Here is a 16,853-nt window from a genome sequence, read left to right as displayed (position 1 = left end):
GCCGGAGGCGCAGTGGACGTTTCATTGACCCTGTGGGCGCTGACCATTCTTGGTCTGAGCGCCCTGATCGCAGTCGACTTCTTCATCGGGCGCAAGCCCCATGACGTGTCGATGAAGGAAGCCGGAATCTGGACCGTCGTCTGGATCGTCCTGGCCGCCCTCTTCGGCCTCGGGCTGATGGTGTTCGGCGACAGCCAGGCATCGGGCGAGTTCTTCGCGGGCTTCATCACCGAGAAGTCGCTCAGCGTCGACAATCTCTTCGTCTTCGTCCTGATCATGGCGAAGTTCTCGGTGCCGTCCCATCTCCAGCAGCGTGTGCTGCTCGTCGGTGTGCTGATCGCGCTCGTCCTGCGCGCCATCTTCATCGCCGGCGGTGCCGCGATCATCGCCAGCTTCTCGTGGGTCTTCTACATCTTCGGCGCGTTCCTGATCTACACCGCCTGGAAGCTCATCCAGGAGGCGCGATCGGACGACGAGGAGGAGGAGTTCGAGGAGAACCGCCTCCTCAAGTCCATCGAGAACCGCTTCGGTGTGGCCGACAGGTACCACGGCACCAAGCTCTTCATCCGCAATAACGGCAAGCGCGTGCTGACCCCCCTGATGGTGGTCATGCTCGCCATCGGCACCACCGATGTGCTGTTCGCGCTGGACTCCATCCCCGCGATCTTCGGCCTGACCCAGGACCCGTACATCGTCTTCACGGCGAACGCCTTCGCGCTGATGGGTCTGCGTCAGCTGTACTTCCTCATCGGCGGACTGCTCAGGAAGCTGGTCCACCTCAGCTACGGCCTGTCGGTGATCCTCGGCTTCATCGGCATCAAGCTGGTGCTCCACGCCCTGCACGAGAGCGGGGTGCATGTCCCCGAGATCTCGATTCCGTTCTCGCTGGCGGTCATCTGCGGCGTGCTGATCGTCACCACGATCACGAGCCTGATCGCCTCCAAGAGGCAGGCGGAGCGGGAGGCGCTCGAGAGCGCGGAGAAGGAAAGCGTCGAGGCCTGACGCCTCTCGCCGGGCGGGCGCGGGGCCAACGCCGTTCCGCACCCGCCGGGTTCGCGGTTCTCAGTACGTGACCGTGATCCGGCGCCCCGGTCCGTCCACGCGGACCGACCCGCCGTACGGGATGACGAGCTGCGGGTCCGTGTGCCCGAGGTCCACGTCGAAAACGGCCATCGTCCGTGGGGCGTACGCGACCAGTGCCCGCAGCACGGCCTCACGCTGCTCGGTGGTGTAACGCGCCGCCGCTGCCTGGTCGTTCGGCTGCGCGAACGACCAGGTCTTGGGACGTCCCATCAGCAGCGCGGGGAACTGCCGCAGCAGCCCGCGCTCGCCCATGTTCCGCAGAATCCGGAACACCTCATCGGCGCACGGCAGTTCCTCGGAGGTCTCCAGGAAGAGCACACAGCCCTGGTACGCCGAGGGGTCGGCCAGGATCTCCCGGTCCGCCATGAGTAGCCAGGAGAGGATCTCCAGATTGCCGCCCCAGCTCCGGCCCTCCACGAGAAGCTGCGGTCCGTGCCAGCTCCAGCCGTTGCCGGGCCGGGTTTCCGGCTCAGCAGTGAAGGTCGCCGGATCGGCCCAGTCGCGATTGACATCGCCGAACCGCTCGGCGGGGCGCAGCTCGTAGGGCCCCGAAGTGAACAGCGCGGCCCGCAGCGACTCGGCCGTATGCGGATTCATCGCCCCGGGTCGCCCCAGCTCCGTCATCACGCTCGCGCCGTGATAGCCGACGATTCCGGTGTTCCACAGCCAGGCCAGGAGATTCGTGTTGTCGCTGAAGCCGAAGAAGGGCTTGGGGTTGTCGCGGATCAACTCCCGGTCCAGCAGTGGCAGCACGGTGATCTGGTCGTCCCCGCCGATGGACGCCATCACCGCCCGGATGGACGGATCCTTGAAGGCGGCATGAATGTCGTCGGCCCGTTCCTGCGGCGTGGACCCCATCTTCCGGGTCGCCGGGAACTGCACCGGTATGAGCCCGAAGTCGTTCTCCAGCCGCTGGAGTCCGAGTTCGTACGGAAAGGGCAGCAGCCCCGGCAGACCGCTGGACGGCGAGATCACGGCGATACGGTCCCCCGGACGGGGTTTCGGGGGATAACTGGGCTCCGTCATGATCGGGAGGGTAGTCGGGCAGAGTTGCCCCAGGACATCGCTTTTCGGACCCGACCGACGAGGATCATGTGAGACCCATAGGCGTACGGCACGAGCGGCCACCCGAGCCCGCGCTGCGGCTCGACCGGACCGCGGAGCCGCCGCGGGCCGCCGTTCTGCTGCTGCACGGGGGCCGGGCCGACGGAGTGGAGCCGCCGCCGGTGTGGAATCCGCCCGGGGCCCGGATGCGCCCCTTCGCGCGGGCGATCGCACGCGCCACGGCCGAGCACGACATCGTGCTCGGAACAGTCCGCTACCGCCACCGCGGCTGGAACGGAACGCGCGCCGACGCGGCGCACGACGCACTGCGGGCCCTGGACGAACTGGAGTTCCTGACCGGGCCCGTGCCCGTCGTCCTGGTCGGCCACTCGATGGGCGGGCGGGCCGCCCTGCGGGCCGCGAGCCATCCCCTGGTGGAGGCGGTGGTCGGCCTCGCCCCGTGGTGCCCCGAGGGAGAACCGGTGGAGCACCTGGCGGACAGGCGCGTCGTCCTGGTGCACGGCGACCGCGATCGCGTGACGGACCCAGAGGACTCCTGGGAACTCGCGGCCAGGGCACGCGCCGCCGGAGCCGAGTCCTGCGCGCTGCGGATTCCCGGCGGCGACCACGCCATGCTCCGCGGAGCCCGGGCCTGGCACGCGCTCACCACGCGTCTGGTCACAGGGCTGCTGCGCCTGGGGCCGCTGCCGCCGACGGTGGCGGACAGCTTCGACGACCTGGGGCCGATCGACGTCCGGACGCCGGAGGGAGACCGGACGCCTGGGGGAAACCGCACGTCGGAGGGAGACCGCACGCCGGAGGGAGAGCGGCCGCCGCTCGCGGGCTGAGCTACCAGCCGCGCTCGCGCCACTCGGGCAGATGCGGCCGCTCGTCGCCCAGCGTCGTGTCCTTGCCGTGGCCGGGGTAGACCCAGGTCTCGTCCGGCAACTGGTCGAAGAGCTTGGTCTGGACGTCGTTGATCAGGCTCGCGAAGGCCTCGGGATCCTGACGGGTGTTGCCCACACCGCCCGGGAAGAGACAGTCGCCGGTGAACAGGTGCGGGGGGCCGTGCGGGTCGTCGTAGATCAGGGCGATGGAGCCCGGGGTGTGGCCCACGAGACGGCGGGCGGTCAGCTCGACGCGGCCGACCCTGATCGTGTCCCCGTCCTCGACCGGTACATCGGTCGGGACGGGGATGCCCTCCGCGTCGTACCGTCCGGCATACGTGCGGGCGCCGGTCGTCTCGACGACCTCGGCCAGCGCCTGCCAGTGGTCGGCGTGGCGGTGGGTGGTCACGACGGACGCGATGGAGTCGTCACCGATCAGATGGAGCAGGGTCTCGGGCTCGTTGGCCGCGTCGATCAGCAACTGCTCGCCGGTGGTCCGGCAGCGCAGCAGATAGCTGTTGTTGTCCATCGGGCCGACCGCGGCCTTGGAGATCATCAGGTCCGTCAGCTCGTGCACATCAGCCCGGCCGCCGACCTTCACCACTCCGCTGTACGTCATGGGCTCAGCCTATAGCGGGGGCAGCTTCGGCAGCAGGGCTCCGCCGGTGTCCAGGCCCGTCCCGTCGCGCCGTCCCGCGAGCCATCCGAGCACTGCCGCCGCGGGTCCTGTGACCGTCACCGGGGCGCCTTCCGTGCCGCCCGTGTGCCACTCGCCGGAGTCCTTGGCGCCCGGTTCCCTGTCGCTCGCGACGACCCGGGTCGGCGGGAGGTCCGGGCGTCCGGAGAAGCGCTCCGTGAGGAAGGAGATCTCCCGGTCGGTGAACTCCTCGGGCAGATCCTCCAGCTCGTAGCCGACGTCCAGATCGACATGGTGCAGCTCGACCTCGGCGAGACGGCGGAACGGGACGCGGGCCGCGGCGTCGGTGATGCCGTTGCGCAGTTCGACCGTGCGGCTCCAGTCGGCGGGGACCCCGCCCGCGGCCTGGAAGGCGGCGGCGGTGTCGCGTACATCCGCGAGCTGGACGGCGGGCGGCCGGGGCGCGTCGCGCTCGATGTCCGCCTCGCGCGCCTCGCCGCTGACATACATCGGGCGGCCTTCGAGAACATTTACGAGCGCTTCGGCGTTACGGGAGAGATGGGCCAGTACGTGGCCGCGGCTCCAGCCCGGGAGCCGTGACGGTCCGGCGGCGGCCGCGTCGTCAAGACCGGCGGCTTCGGTGAGGAGCCGATCGGTGGCTTCGCGTACAGAGGCCAGGTCGCGCAAGGGATCGATCATGCGGCCGACGATAGCCCTGCCACACGATCGGGTGAAGGTGTCAGAGTGCGGCCGTAAATCGAATGCGCGTGCTATAGGCTCGGTGGAGGCATCCTGGTTGGTGCAGTCATTTCACAGCTTGGAATCCAAACGATCCGGCGGCCCCCATAGTCTGGGACGGGGGCTGTGCCCCCGCTTCTCTCAAGAAAGGTGCGGACCGGCGTGGCCGACCGTCTCATCGTCCGTGGCGCTCGCGAGCACAATCTCAAGAACGTCTCGCTCGACCTCCCGCGTGACTCCCTCATCGTCTTCACCGGGCTCTCTGGGTCGGGCAAGTCGTCTCTCGCGTTCGACACGATCTTCGCCGAGGGGCAGCGCCGGTACGTCGAATCGCTCTCCTCGTACGCCCGGCAGTTCCTCGGTCAGATGGACAAGCCGGACGTCGACTTCATCGAGGGCCTCTCCCCGGCCGTCTCGATCGACCAGAAGTCGACCTCGCGCAACCCGCGCTCGACGGTCGGCACCATCACCGAGGTCTACGACTACCTCCGCCTCCTCTTCGCCCGTATCGGCAAGCCGCACTGTCCCGAGTGCGGCAGGCCCATCTCGCGCCAGTCGCCGCAGGCCATCGTCGACAGGGTGCTCGAACTGCCCGAGGGCAGCCGCTTCCAGGTCCTGTCGCCCCTCGTGCGCGAGCGCAAGGGAGAGTTCGTCGACCTCTTCGCCGACCTTCAGACCAAGGGATACAGCCGGGCGCGCGTCGACGGGCAGACCATCCAGCTCGCCGAGCCGCCCACGCTGAAGAAGCAGGAGAAGCACACCATCGAGGTGGTCGTCGACCGCCTCACCGTCAAAGACAGCGCCAAGCGCCGGCTCACCGACTCGGTCGAGACCGCGCTCGGCCTCTCGGGCGGCATGATCGTGCTCGACTTCGTCGACCTCCCCGAAGACGACCCCGAGCGCGAGCGGATGTACTCCGAGCACCTCTACTGCCCGTACGACGACCTGTCCTTCGAGGAGCTGGAGCCGCGCTCCTTCTCCTTCAACTCGCCCTTCGGCGCCTGCCCCGACTGCACCGGCATCGGCACGCGCATGGAGGTGGACCCCGAGCTGATCGTCCCGGACGAGGAGAAGTCCCTCGACGAGGGAGCGATCCACCCCTGGTCCCACGGCCACACCAAGGAGTACTTCGGGCGGCTGATCGGCGGTCTCGCCCAGGCACTCGGCTTCTCCACGGACATGCCCTGGGCCGGGCTGCCGCAGCGCGCCAAGAAGGCCCTGCTGTTCGGCCACAAGACCCAGGTCGAGGTCCGCTACCGCAACAGGTACGGACGGGAGCGGGCGTACACCACGCCCGCCTTCGAGGGCGCCGTGCAGTTCGTCAAGCGGCGGCACACCGAGGCCGAGAGCGACTCGAGCAGGGAGCGCTTCGAGGGCTACATGCGCGAGGTGCCCTGCCCGACCTGTGAAGGCACCAGGCTCAAGCCGATCGTCCTCGCGGTCACGGTGATGGAGAAGTCCATCGCCGAGGTCTCCGCGATGTCCATCAGCGAATGCGCCGACTTCCTCGGCCGCCTGACGCTGAACGCCCGGGACAAGAAGATCGCCGAGCGGGTCCTCAAGGAGGTCAACGAACGGCTGAAGTTCCTGGTCGACGTCGGCCTCGACTACCTCTCGCTGAACCGCGCGGCGGGCACGCTCTCCGGCGGTGAGGCGCAGCGCATCCGGCTCGCCACCCAGATCGGCTCCGGACTGGTCGGCGTTCTGTACGTCCTGGACGAGCCGTCGATCGGACTGCACCAGCGCGACAACCACCGGCTCATCGAGACCCTCGTCCGGCTGCGCGACATGGGCAACACCCTGATCGTCGTCGAGCACGACGAGGACACCATCAAGGTGGCCGACTGGGTCGTCGACATCGGCCCGGGCGCCGGCGAGCACGGCGGGAAGGTCGTGCACTCCGGCTCGCTCAAGGACCTGCTGGCCAACAAGGCGTCGATCACCGGTCAGTACCTCTCGAAGAAGCGGTCCATCCCGACCCCTGACATCCGCCGGCCAATGGACCCGGGACGGCAGCTCACCGTCCACGGCGCCCGTGAGAACAACCTGCGCGACATCGACGTCTCCTTCCCGCTCGGTGTGCTCACCGCCGTCACCGGAGTCTCCGGCTCGGGCAAGTCGACGCTGGTCAACGACATCCTCTACACCCACCTCGCCCGCGAGCTGAACGGCGCGAAGTCGGTACCGGGCCGCCACACCCGGGTCGACGGCGACGACCTCGTCGACAAGGTGGTGCACGTCGACCAGTCGCCCATCGGCCGTACGCCGCGCTCCAACCCGGCGACGTACACCGGTGTCTTCGATCATGTCCGCAAGCTCTTCGCGGAGACGATGGAGGCCAAGGTCCGGGGCTATCTCCCCGGCCGCTTCTCCTTCAATGTCAAGGGCGGCCGCTGTGAGAACTGCTCGGGCGACGGCACCATCAAGATCGAGATGAACTTCCTGCCCGATGTGTACGTTCCGTGCGAGGTCTGCCACGGAGCGCGCTACAACCGGGAGACCCTCGAGGTCCACTACAAGGGCAAGTCCATCGCCGAGGTGCTGGACATGCCGATCGAGGAGGCGCTGGACTTCTTCGAGGCCGTCCCGACGATCTCCCGCCATCTGCGGACGCTCAACGAGGTGGGCCTCGGCTATGTCCGTCTCGGCCAGTCCGCGCCGACGCTCTCCGGTGGCGAGGCCCAGCGTGTGAAACTGGCGAGCGAGCTCCAGAAGCGCTCCACCGGCCGCACGGTCTATGTCCTGGACGAGCCGACGACCGGTCTGCACTTCGAGGACATCAGCAAGCTGATCACGGTGCTGTCCAACCTGGTCGACAAGGGCAACACGGTCATCGTCATCGAGCACAACCTGGATGTCATCAAGACCGCGGACTGGGTCGTCGACATGGGCCCCGAGGGCGGCAGCGGCGGTGGCCTGGTCATCGCCGAGGGCAGCCCGGAGCAGGTCGCGGGGGTGCCGAGCAGCCACACCGGCAAGTTCCTGCGGGACATCCTGGACGCCGAGCGGATCAGCGACGCGGTCGTGCCGCAGGCCCGCAGGGCGCCGAAGAAGGCGGTGGCCAAGAAGAACGCGGTCGCGGCGAAGTCGGCGCCGGTGAAGAAGACGGCGACGGCCAGGACGGCCAGGGCCCGCAAGGCCTGAACTTGGACGGCCTGGTCCTTGAGCGCCGGGCGGGCTTGACCAGCCTGCCCGGCGCTTGAGGCAGAGCACTTCGAGCCTGCCCGGCTGCCGGGCGGACGGGCTCACTCACCCTGCGAGCTCCGACGCGTACGGCGGTTCAGCGCCCGTGCGGGAGCAGGTCACCGCGGCCGCCCGGGCCGCGAAGCGGAGGACCTCGCGCCAGCCGTCCGCGTCCAGCGCGGCCATCGTGTCCGCCGACAGGGCGTCCCGGGCCGCGAGGCCGTGCAGCAGCCCGGCGTTCACTGTGTCGCCCGCGCCGATCGTGTCCGCGACGGCCACCGGCACGGCCGGGACCGAGACTTCAAGACCCCTACGCCCCGGCCCGCCGCGAGTCCGGACCGTTAGCCCGTCCATGCCACGCGTCAGCACCACCGCTGCGGGCCCCTCCGGTATGCCGCCGAGCCACTCGGCGTCGTCCTCGGACAGCTTCAGCAGCGAGACATACGGCAGCCAGTCCGCGAACCGCGCCCGGTAGGCGTCCGCGTCCGGGATCAGACCGGCCCTGATGTTCGGGTCGAGCAGGGTGAAGAGCCCGCGCCCCGCCTCCCGCCGCAGCAGCGCCTCGTACGCACTGGCGCCCGGCTCCAGTACCAGCGAGCAGGTCCCGAAGGCCAAGGCCCGTACCGTATCCGGCAGTTGGGGCGGCAGCTCGAAGAGCCGGTCCGCGCTGCCCTCCACATAGAAGCCGTACCCGGCCGAGCCGTCCGCCTGGATGGTCGCGAGGGCCAGCGTCGTCGGCTCCGGTCCGCGCTGGACGAGCCCGGTGTCCACCCCGGCCGTGTGTAGCCCGGCCAGCAGTGCCTCGCCGAAGCCGTCCGTCGAGACACGGGAGCAGAAGCCGACCTGCGCGCCGAGCCGCCCCAGCGCGACGGCTGTGTTGTACGGCCCGCCGCCCAGCCGCGGCAGCAGCGCGGGCAGGGGTTCGCCGTCCCCCTGGGGGACCAGATCGATCAAGGATTCTCCGGCGACGACGATCACGGCCCGAACGTAACCCATAGCCTCCCGAGACGACAGGGAGCGGTCGGGAAGCCCGCGTGAAGCCGCCGGGAATCCGTCGGAAAGCCGCCGGGAATCCGTCCGGGAGCCCGCCGACAGGGCCGCCGATCTCCGCCGGTATCGTCGGGTCTGTCACCGACGCACCCGATCGACCAATGCCTGTGGAGTTCCCATGCCCGGCCAGCCCGCCGCCCGCCGTACCGTGCTGAAAGGCGCCGCCCTCGCAGGCGCCGCCGGGCTGGGGGTCGCCGCCTGCTCCACCGAGTCGAAGCTCGGTCACGCCGAGAACCCCACGCCGACCGCACCCGTCGAGCTCGGCGCGGCCGATGCCGTCCCGGTCGGCGGTGCCAAGCTCTACCGCGAGCAGCGCCTCGTCGTCAGCTGCCCGGCCAAGGGCCAGTACAAGGCGTTCAGCGCGCAGTGCACGCACGCGGGCTGTGTCCTGGACAAGCTGGAGGGCACCGAGGGCCACTGTCCCTGCCACGGCAGCCGCTTCGACGTCACGACCGGCAAGGCGGTCCGCGGCCCGGCGACCGTGCCGCTTCCCGAGGTCCCGATCAGTGCGAAGGGCGGCAAGCTCGTCGCCGGCCCGAAGGCATAACCACCCGAAGGCGTAACCCGGGATCACTCCCAGTCCCAGTCGATCCCCAGGATCCCGGGCCGTACGCCCTGCTCCACCAGATGCACCGTACGATGCCGCCCGCTCAGCGTCAGATCCGTCCGGGCCCCGCGCGGCGCCCCCGTCGTGGCCTGCGCGAATCTCCGGCACCGCACCGGCAGCGCGCCGTCGTCGAAGCGCACCTGCAGCACGTACTGCCCGCCCGCGAAGCTGAAGCCGCGCACATACTCAGTGCTCGGCCCGCCGGTCCCGTCCTCGAAGCCGTAGCCGAAGAGGTAGGTCTCACCCGCGCGCAGCCGTGCGTCGAAGAGCAGCTCCGCGATGAGCACCCCGGTCTCCCGGTGCCACCGCACCCGCCCCGTGCGGCAGTTCTCCAGCGCGCTGACCTCCACGCGGGCCGGGTCGCAGCCGGGGTCGCCGTGGTGGATGGCCAGATAGCGGTCGATTCCGTCGCGGTGGGAGCGTACGACATGCGCCGAGTCGCGCCCCAGCAGCTGGCGCGCCGCCCCGATCCGCACCCGCTCGTGGTGGCCGACCGTGTGCAGCCCGCCGTCGGCCGGTGACTCCAGATCGGCGAGCAGCTGCTCGACCACGCCGGACGCCTCCACCAGTGAGCGGTACGAGCGCGCGGCGGGGCGCTCGACATCGGTGCGCGCGCTGCCCTCGCCGAGATCGAGCAGCCGGATCAGCGAGTTCCCGGGCAGTTCGAGCACATCCTCCAGGGCGCGCACGGCGCGCAGTGACTCGGGGCGCTGCGGGCGCCGCGCGCCCTGCTGCCAGTAACTCAGACTGGTCACACCGACCTTGATGCCTCGGTGTGCGAGATGATGCTGGACGCGCTGGAGCGGCAGTCCGCGCACGGCGAGCGCGGCGCGCAGCGCCAGATGGAAGGGGCCGGTGTGCAGCACCTGTGCCAGATCGGCCTCGGTGTGGCCCATGGTTCCTCCAGCGGCTTTTCGGGTGCGAGTGAACGTTCACGGTGGGGGGTGAGCCGCTGAGGGTGGGCGGCGACGGGCGTCCAGGTGGAACGGGACGGAGGTGTTCACATCCCGGCCACGGCATTCACAACGCCGTGTCACCCCGCATTGAAGCGTGTTGACCTGCCCTCGACAAGGACTGATGCTCATCCGCAGCGTCCGGACGCGCTCCTCCATCCCCACCCAATCGGGAGGAACGCGATGCGCAACACCAAGAGACGGCTGCCTGCCGCAGCGGCTGTCCTTGCCGCACTGTTCATCTGGCCCGTGTCGACGGCGACCGCCGCGCCGCACGACGACACCTCCGCACCCCGTGCCACCCTTGCCTGGAAGCGCCTGGACATCACCATGCAGGCGCAGCAGAAGACCAACTGGTGCTGGGCGGCCGGTGGCAACACCATCGCCGCGTACTTCGGCAGGAACTACTCCCAGAACCAGTTCTGCAACGCCGCCTTCGACCGGCAGCAGGGCAGCGAGTGCCCCAACTCGCAGGCCACGCTGGGCAATGTCCAGAACGGACTGCGCTGGGCGGGCATCAACGCCGGTTCGTACGTCACCGGCTGGCTGCGCTACCCGACCGTCCAGACCGAGATCGACGCCAACCGTCCCATCGAGACCCGCATCCAGTGGTCGAGCGGGGGCGGGCACATGCATGTGATCTACGGCTACGACACCGCCAACAGCTGGGTCTACTGGGGCGATCCCTGGCCCTCCAGCGACCGCTACAACTGGGCCTCCCACGCCTGGTACGTCGACAACGACTCCTTCTCCTGGACCCACTCGCTCTACCGGATCGGGGCGTGAGTGCGATGAAGAGAACCGCACGAGCGAATGCAGGAGCGAGCTTCCGAGCGACCTCACGGGCCTCGGTCACGGCTGCCTTCGTGGCCTGCCTCTCCCTCGGCGCCATCGGCACGGCCACCGCTGCCGACGGCCCCTCCGCGGCGGACCGTGCCGAGGCGGGGCGCGCCGCCGCGGCGCCGGCCACCCTTGAGACCCTGTCCCGTTTCTTCGCCCGGGACGGGGCGGTCACCAGGGCGGCTGCTGCTCCCCGCGTCGAAGCTGCCACCGTCCCCGTCTACACGCTCACGCCGGAGTTCGTGGCCGGGAAGACGGGCGCTCCCGTCGCCCGGCTGGAGTTCCTCGCCGCCGAGGCGGTCTCGTCGGACGGCCAGAAGGCCTCGCTGTGGACGGCCCGTCAGGGCGGCCGCTGGCAGGTGGTCAACATCGCCACCGGCGACGACGAGTTCCGCTATGCGCAGCTGGGCGCCCGCAAGCTCCCCGGCGGCACGGTCTTCCGGGAACCGCAGATCGACGCCTGGTACGTCAGCAAGGGCACGAAGGTGCTCCCGCTGGACGAGGACGCGATACGGGCGGTGGGCGGCCACGGCACCACACTCGCCGCCTACCAGCACCGGGTCGGGGCCGCGTACGCGGACAAGCTCCCCGGCTCGGCGTACGCGAAGAAGGGCGGCGCGGGCGGTTACGCACAGGCCGCTGCGACGCCCCATGACGACCCGGCGATCACGGTCGCCTCGGCGGCCGGGGGAGCGGTCGCGCTCGCGGCGCTCGCACTGATCGGCACGGCCGCCTGGCGCCGCCGTCGCGCCTGACGTCCCGGGGCTCCGCCCCGGACCGGTGTACCCGGGGCGAAGGCCCCGGGTACACCGTGCCCGCCCGCACTGTCACCGCCCGCCAGTAGGGTGGACGGCATGGCAGACCCCTCCAGCTACCGCCCCAAGCCGGGACAGATCCCCGACTCGCCGGGGGTCTACAAATTCCGCGACGAGCACCGCCGGGTGATCTACGTCGGGAAGGCAAAAAGCCTGCGCCAGCGCCTCGCCAACTACTTCCAGGACCTGGCGAATCTGCACCCGCGCACCCGCACCATGGTCACCACGGCGGCCTCCGTCGAGTGGACCGTCGTCTCCACCGAGGTCGAGGCGCTCCAGCTGGAGTACTCCTGGATCAAGGAGTTCGACCCCCGCTTCAACGTCAAGTACCGCGACGACAAGAGCTATCCGTATCTCGCGGTCACCCTCAATGAGGAGTTTCCGCGGGTCCAGGTGATGCGCGGTGCCAAGAAGAAGGGCGTGCGCTACTTCGGTCCGTACGGCCATGCCTGGGCGATCCGCGAGACCGTCGACCTGATGCTGCGGGTCTTCCCCGTCCGTACGTGCTCCGCCGGGGTCTTGAGGAACCACCAGCAGAAGGGCCGCCCCTGTCTGCTCGGCTACATCGGCAAGTGCTCCGCTCCCTGCGTCGGCCGGGTCACGCCCGAGGAGCACCGCGAACTGGCCGAGGAGTTCTGCGACTTCATGGCCGGCCGCACCGGCACGTACATCCGCCGCCTCGAGAAGCAGATGATGGCGGCCGCCGAGGAGATGGAGTACGAGAGGGCGGCCCGGCTGCGTGACGACATAGAGGCGCTCAAGCGGGCCCTGGAGAAGAACGCCGTCGTCCTCGCGGACGCCACCGACGCCGATCTGATCGCCGTGGCGGAGGACGAGCTGGAAGCCGCCGTGCAGATCTTCCACGTCCGCGGCGGACGCGTCCGCGGCCAGCGCGGCTGGGTCACCGACAAGGTCGAGGCCGTCGACACGGCGGGTCTCGTCGAGCACGCCCTGCAGCAGCTGTACGGCGAGGAGAAGGGCGACGCGGTCCCCAAGGAGGTCCTGGTCCCGGCCCTGCCCGAGGACACGGGCGCGGTCAGCCAGTGGCTGAGCGACCGCCGCGGCTCGAACGTCTCGCTGCGCATCCCCCAGCGCGGCGACAAGAAGGACCTGATGGAGACGGTCCAGCGCAATGCCCAGCAGGCCCTCGCGCTGCACAAGACCAAGCGCGCCAGCGATCTCACCACCCGCTCCCGTGCCCTGGAGGAGATCGCGGAGGCCCTCGGTCTCGACTCGGCGCCGCTGCGGATCGAGTGCTTCGACATCTCGCACCTCCAGGGCGAGGACGTCGTGGCCTCCATGGTGGTGTTCGAGGACGGCCTGGCCCGCAAGAGCGAGTACCGCCGCTTCCAGATCAAGGGCTTCGAGGGCCAGGACGACGTCCGGTCCATGCACGAGGTGATCAGCCGCCGCTTCAAGCGCTACCTGGCCGAGAAGGACAGGACGGGCGAGTGGATCGGCGAGGACGTCCCCGAAGACGCCCCGGAGGACGAGGGCAGGCGCAAGCGCTTCGCGTATCCGCCCCAGCTCGTCGTCGTCGACGGCGGACAGCCCCAGGTCGCAGCCGCGCAGCGCGCCCTCGACGAGCTCGGCATCGACGATGTCGCCGTCTGCGGACTGGCCAAGCGCCTGGAGGAGGTCTGGCTGCCGCGCGACGACGACCCGGTGGTCCTGCCCCGCTCCAGCGAGGGGCTGTATCTCCTGCAGCGGGTCCGTGACACAGCTCACGACTTCGCGATCCGCTACCAGCGCTCCAAGCGGACCAAGCGCATCAGGACAAGCCCGCTGGACGCGGTCCCCGGCCTCGGCGAGACCCGTAAACAGGCGCTGATCAAGCATTTCGGCTCGGTGAAGCGGCTGAAGCAGGCGACAATCGAGCAGATCTGCGAGGTTCCCGGCATGGGCCGCAAGACGGCAGAGTCCGTGGTCGTGGCCCTCGCTCAGGCGGCTCCGGCCGCCCCTGCCGTGAATACGGCAACAGGAGAGATCATTGAAGAGAACGACGGGGGAAGCACGAGATGACTGAGCACGACCGAGACGGAGCAGCAGACGTGAGTACGGGCACCACGATCGAGCCCGGCGGAGCCGCGGAGGCGGCCATCCCCGAGCTGGTCATCATCTCCGGTATGTCGGGTGCCGGGCGCAGTACGGCCGCGAAGTGTCTGGAGGACCTCGGCTGGTTCGTCGTCGACAACCTGCCGCCCGCGCTGATCCCCACCATGGTGGAGCTCGGCGCCCGCTCGCAGGGCAATGTCGCCCGGATCGCCGTCGTCGTCGACGTACGCGGCAGGCGGTTCTTCGACAACCTCCGCGAGTCCCTCGCCGACCTGGACTCCAAGCAGGTCACGCGCCGGATCGTCTTCCTCGAGTCCTCCGACGAGGCCCTGGTCCGCCGTTTCGAGTCGGTCCGCCGACCGCACCCGCTGCAGGGCGACGGCCGGATCGTCGACGGCATCGCCGCCGAGCGCGATCTGCTGCGTGAGCTGCGCGGCGACGCCGACCTGGTGATCGACACCTCCAGCCTCAATGTGCACGAGCTGCGCGCCAAGATGGACGCCCAGTTCGCGGGCGACGAGGAGCCGGAGCTGCGTGCCACGGTGATGTCGTTCGGGTTCAAGTACGGCCTGCCGGTCGACGCGGACCTCGTCGTCGACATGCGCTTCCTGCCGAACCCGCACTGGGTCCCCGAGCTGCGCCCCTTCACCGGCCTGAACGAAGAGGTGTCGAACTACGTCTTCAACCAGCCCGGCGCCAAGGAGTTCCTCGACCGCTACACCGAGCTGCTCCAGCTGATCGCCGCGGGCTACCGCCGCGAGGGCAAGCGGTACGTCACCATCGCCGTCGGCTGCACCGGCGGCAAGCACCGCTCCGTCGCCACGTCCGAGAAGCTGGCCGCCAGGCTCTCCTCCGCCGGGATCGAGACCGTCGTCGTCCACCGGGACATGGGGCGCGAGTGACCGCACGTAACCTCCGTCTCCGGCGGCTGCGCAGGTCCACCACGCACGCCCCCACGGGACGGAAACGCGGCGCGCAGCCCAAGGTCGTCGCGCTCGGCGGCGGCATGGGCCTGTCCGCGTCGCTCACGGCCCTGCGCCGTATCACCGGTGACCTCACCGCGGTCGTCACCGTCGCCGACGACGGCGGCTCCAGCGGCAGGCTCCGCGACGAGCTGGGTGTGCTGCCCCCCGGCGATCTGCGCAAGGCCCTTGCGGCCCTGTGCGGCGACGACGACTGGGGCCAGACCTGGGCCCGCGTCATCCAGCACCGCTTCCAGTCCAAGGGCGATCTGCACGAACATGCGGTCGGCAATCTGCTGATCGTCGCCCTGTGGGAGCAGCTCGGCGACCATGTCCTGGCTCTGGACCTGGTCGGCAAGCTGCTCGGCGCGCACGGCCGGGTGCTGCCGATGTCCGCCGTGCCACTGGAGCTCCAGGCGCTGGTACGGGGCCACGACCCGGCCCGCCCGGACGCGGTGGACACGGTCCGCGGCCAGGCGACCGTCGCGCTCACCCCGGGCGAAGTGCAGTCCGTGCACCTCGTCCCGCACGACCCGCCCGCCGTCCCGGAGGCCGTCGCCGCGGTCCTGGACGCCGACTGGGTGGTCCTCGGTCCCGGTTCCTGGTTCTCCTCGGTGATCCCGCATCTGCTCGTGCCCGAACTGCTGGACGCCCTGATCCAGACGAAGGCCCGCCGGGTCCTCTCGCTCAACCTTGCGCCCCAGCCCGGCGAAACAGATGGCTTCTCACCGCAGCGTCATTTGGAGGTTTTGGGACGACACGCGCCTAAACTCGCCCTGGACGTGGTGCTGGCCGACGAGGCCGCCGTGCCCGACCGCGAGTCCCTCGCCGACGCCGCCAAGCGGTTCGGTGCCGCGGTCGAGCTGGCGCCCGTGGCCTCGCCCAATGGCGTTCCGAAGCATGACCCGGAGCTGTTGGCCGCCGCGTACGACCGTATTTTTCGGATGCATGGAAGGATCGGCCCATGGCGATGACGGCAGCGGTGAAGGACGAAATCTCCCGGCTTCCCGTCACCCGGACCTGCTGCAGAAAGGCGGAGGTCTCGGCGATCCTTCGGTTCGCGGGCGGGCTGCACCTGGTCAGCGGCCGCATTGTGATCGAGGCGGAGCTGGACACCGGAATCGCGGCACGCCGGCTGAAGCGGGACATCCTGGAGATCTTCGGGCACAGCTCCGAGCTCATGGTGATGGCGCCGGGGGGACTGCGCCGCGGCTCGCGCTATGTCGTACGGGTGGTGGCCGGCGGCGACCAGCTGGCCCGCCAGACCGGTCTCGTCGACGGCAGGGGACGCCCGATCCGGGGACTGCCGCCGCAGGTCGTCTCCGGCGCCACATGTGACGCGGAGGCCGCCTGGCGCGGCGCGTTCCTGGCACACGGCTCGCTCACCGAGCCGGGCCGCTCCTCCTCGCTGGAGGTCACCTGCCCGGGCCCCGAGGCTGCCCTCGCACTGGTCGGCGCGGCCCGCAGGCTGCAGATCCCGTCCAAGGCCCGCGAGGTGCGCGGCGTCGACCGCGTTGTCGTCCGTGACGGTGACGCCATCGGCGCGCTGCTGACGCGGCTCGGCGCCCATGAGTCCGTCCTCGCCTGGGAGGAGCGGCGGATGCGGCGCGAGGTGCGCGCCACCGCCAACCGTCTCGCCAACTTCGACGACGCCAATCTGCGCCGCTCGGCCCGTGCTGCTGTTGCCGCGGGCGCCCGCGTCCAGCGCGCTCTGGAGATCCTCGGCGAGGAGGTGCCCGAGCACCTTGCCGCGGCCGGACGGCTGCGCATGGAGCACAAGCAGGCATCCCTGGAGGAGTTGGGCGCGCTCGCCGACCCGCCGCTGACCAAGGACGCGGTCGCGGGACGTATCCGCCGGCTGCTCGCGATGGCCGACAAGCGGGCCCAGGACCTCGGCATTCCGGGTACCGAGTCCAACCTCACCGAGGAGATGGCGGACGGCCTGGTCGGCTGAGCCACCGTCACCATCCGCTCCACCCACTGCTGTCGGCGTCCGCAC

General features: G+C 69.9%; 15 protein-coding genes. 10 read left to right on the top strand and 5 right to left on the bottom strand.

All coding sequences use genetic code 11. The features are described from left to right. Positions 1-12 precede the first annotated feature (12 nt). Positions 13-1,002: a TerC family protein gene (locus tag ABZS64_RS22035; protein ID WP_355832100.1), complete on the top strand. Its 990-nt coding sequence runs from the start codon at positions 13-15 to the stop codon at positions 1,000-1,002. A gap of 60 nt (positions 1,003-1,062) precedes the next feature. On the opposite strand, the gene ABZS64_RS22030 is transcribed toward ABZS64_RS22035, so the two are convergent. Beyond that, entirely contained in the window at positions 1,063-2,109 is a 1,047-nt protein-coding gene (locus tag ABZS64_RS22030; RefSeq protein ID WP_355832097.1) for a S66 peptidase family protein, read from the bottom strand. A gap of 77 nt (positions 2,110-2,186) precedes the next feature. Between ABZS64_RS22030 and ABZS64_RS22025 the strand changes: the two genes are divergently transcribed. Beyond that, positions 2,187-2,975, top strand: a complete 789-nt coding sequence (locus ABZS64_RS22025) for an alpha/beta fold hydrolase (RefSeq protein WP_355832240.1) — start codon at positions 2,187-2,189, stop codon at positions 2,973-2,975. A gap of 1 nt (position 2,976) precedes the next feature. On the opposite strand, the gene ABZS64_RS22020 is transcribed toward ABZS64_RS22025, so the two are convergent. Further along, positions 2,977-3,633, bottom strand: a complete 657-nt coding sequence (locus tag ABZS64_RS22020; protein WP_355832094.1) for an MBL fold metallo-hydrolase — start codon at positions 3,631-3,633, stop codon at positions 2,977-2,979. Between the two features lie 9 nt (positions 3,634-3,642). Then, positions 3,643-4,350 carry a maleylpyruvate isomerase family mycothiol-dependent enzyme gene (locus ABZS64_RS22015; protein ID WP_355832091.1) on the bottom strand — a complete coding sequence of 236 codons (708 nt, stop codon included), beginning with the start codon at positions 4,348-4,350 and terminating at the stop codon, positions 3,643-3,645. Between the two features lie 201 nt (positions 4,351-4,551). Between ABZS64_RS22015 and uvrA the strand changes: the two genes are divergently transcribed. After that, on the top strand, positions 4,552-7,533 hold the full coding sequence (gene uvrA, locus ABZS64_RS22010) for an excinuclease ABC subunit UvrA (protein WP_355832088.1): 2,982 nt from the start codon (positions 4,552-4,554) through the stop codon (positions 7,531-7,533). Positions 7,534-7,638: 105 nt separating this feature from the next. Here uvrA and ABZS64_RS22005 read toward each other — a convergent pair whose 3' ends face one another. Continuing rightward, positions 7,639-8,550 carry a carbohydrate kinase gene (locus tag ABZS64_RS22005; protein WP_355832085.1) on the bottom strand — a complete coding sequence of 304 codons (912 nt, stop codon included), beginning with the start codon at positions 8,548-8,550 and terminating at the stop codon, positions 7,639-7,641. A gap of 190 nt (positions 8,551-8,740) precedes the next feature. Between ABZS64_RS22005 and ABZS64_RS22000 the strand changes: the two genes are divergently transcribed. Beyond that, on the top strand, positions 8,741-9,169 hold the full coding sequence (locus tag ABZS64_RS22000; RefSeq protein WP_355832082.1) for a Rieske (2Fe-2S) protein: 429 nt from the start codon (positions 8,741-8,743) through the stop codon (positions 9,167-9,169). A 23-nt stretch (positions 9,170-9,192) separates the two neighbouring features. Here the strand turns inward: ABZS64_RS22000 and ABZS64_RS21995 are convergent, their stop codons facing one another. Continuing rightward, on the bottom strand, positions 9,193-10,125 hold the full coding sequence (locus ABZS64_RS21995; protein WP_355832079.1) for a hypothetical protein: 933 nt from the start codon (positions 10,123-10,125) through the stop codon (positions 9,193-9,195). A gap of 240 nt (positions 10,126-10,365) precedes the next feature. Here ABZS64_RS21995 and ABZS64_RS21990 point away from each other — a divergent pair, with 240 nt between their 5' ends. From ABZS64_RS21990 to whiA, 6 genes are all read left to right on the top strand, one after another. After that, positions 10,366-10,968 (top strand): papain-like cysteine protease family protein, encoded by a 603-nt coding sequence (locus tag ABZS64_RS21990; RefSeq protein ID WP_355832076.1) that lies wholly within the window; start codon positions 10,366-10,368, stop codon positions 10,966-10,968. Between the two features lie 80 nt (positions 10,969-11,048). Further along, positions 11,049-11,777 carry a hypothetical protein gene (locus ABZS64_RS21985; protein ID WP_355832073.1) on the top strand — a complete coding sequence of 243 codons (729 nt, stop codon included), beginning with the start codon at positions 11,049-11,051 and terminating at the stop codon, positions 11,775-11,777. A gap of 99 nt (positions 11,778-11,876) precedes the next feature. Next, positions 11,877-13,859, top strand: a complete 1,983-nt coding sequence (uvrC, locus tag ABZS64_RS21980; RefSeq protein ID WP_355832070.1) for an excinuclease ABC subunit UvrC — start codon at positions 11,877-11,879, stop codon at positions 13,857-13,859. Next, on the top strand, positions 13,856-14,794 hold the full coding sequence (gene rapZ, locus ABZS64_RS21975) for an RNase adapter RapZ (RefSeq protein ID WP_355832067.1): 939 nt from the start codon (positions 13,856-13,858) through the stop codon (positions 14,792-14,794). The genes uvrC and rapZ overlap by 4 nt, the downstream gene beginning before the upstream one ends. Continuing rightward, positions 14,791-15,828, top strand: a complete 1,038-nt coding sequence (yvcK, locus tag ABZS64_RS21970; RefSeq protein WP_355832064.1) for a uridine diphosphate-N-acetylglucosamine-binding protein YvcK — start codon at positions 14,791-14,793, stop codon at positions 15,826-15,828. Before rapZ ends, yvcK begins: the two co-directional genes overlap by 4 nt. Next, positions 15,819-16,808 (top strand): DNA-binding protein WhiA, encoded by a 990-nt coding sequence (gene whiA / locus ABZS64_RS21965; protein WP_355832061.1) that lies wholly within the window; start codon positions 15,819-15,821, stop codon positions 16,806-16,808. Before yvcK ends, whiA begins: the two co-directional genes overlap by 10 nt. Positions 16,809-16,853: the final 45 nt, after the last annotated feature.

Origin of the sequence: Streptomyces sp. NPDC005408 (assembly GCF_040606445.1) — a bacterium.
Taxonomy (GTDB): domain Bacteria; phylum Actinomycetota; class Actinomycetes; order Streptomycetales; family Streptomycetaceae; genus Streptomyces.
This window is presented reverse-complemented; position numbering and strand designations above follow the sequence as displayed.

Bases quoted from the DNA above. Each gene is read 5' to 3' on its own strand.
- rapZ (WP_355832067.1), top strand. From the start codon at position 13,856: ATGACTGAGCACGACCGAGACGGAGCAGCAGACGTGAGTACGGGCACC.
- whiA (WP_355832061.1), top strand. From the start codon at position 15,819: ATGGCGATGACGGCAGCGGTGAAGGACGAAATCTCCCGGCTTCCCGTC.
- uvrC (WP_355832070.1), top strand. From the start codon at position 11,877: ATGGCAGACCCCTCCAGCTACCGCCCCAAGCCGGGACAGATCCCCGAC.
- ABZS64_RS22015 (WP_355832091.1), bottom strand. From the start codon at position 4,350: ATGATCGATCCCTTGCGCGACCTGGCCTCTGTACGCGAAGCCACCGAT.
- ABZS64_RS22030 (WP_355832097.1), bottom strand. From the start codon at position 2,109: ATGACGGAGCCCAGTTATCCCCCGAAACCCCGTCCGGGGGACCGTATC.
- ABZS64_RS22000 (WP_355832082.1), top strand. From the start codon at position 8,741: ATGCCCGGCCAGCCCGCCGCCCGCCGTACCGTGCTGAAAGGCGCCGCC.
- ABZS64_RS21990 (WP_355832076.1), top strand. From the start codon at position 10,366: ATGCGCAACACCAAGAGACGGCTGCCTGCCGCAGCGGCTGTCCTTGCC.
- ABZS64_RS21995 (WP_355832079.1), bottom strand. From the start codon at position 10,125: ATGGGCCACACCGAGGCCGATCTGGCACAGGTGCTGCACACCGGCCCC.
- ABZS64_RS22020 (WP_355832094.1), bottom strand. From the start codon at position 3,633: ATGACGTACAGCGGAGTGGTGAAGGTCGGCGGCCGGGCTGATGTGCAC.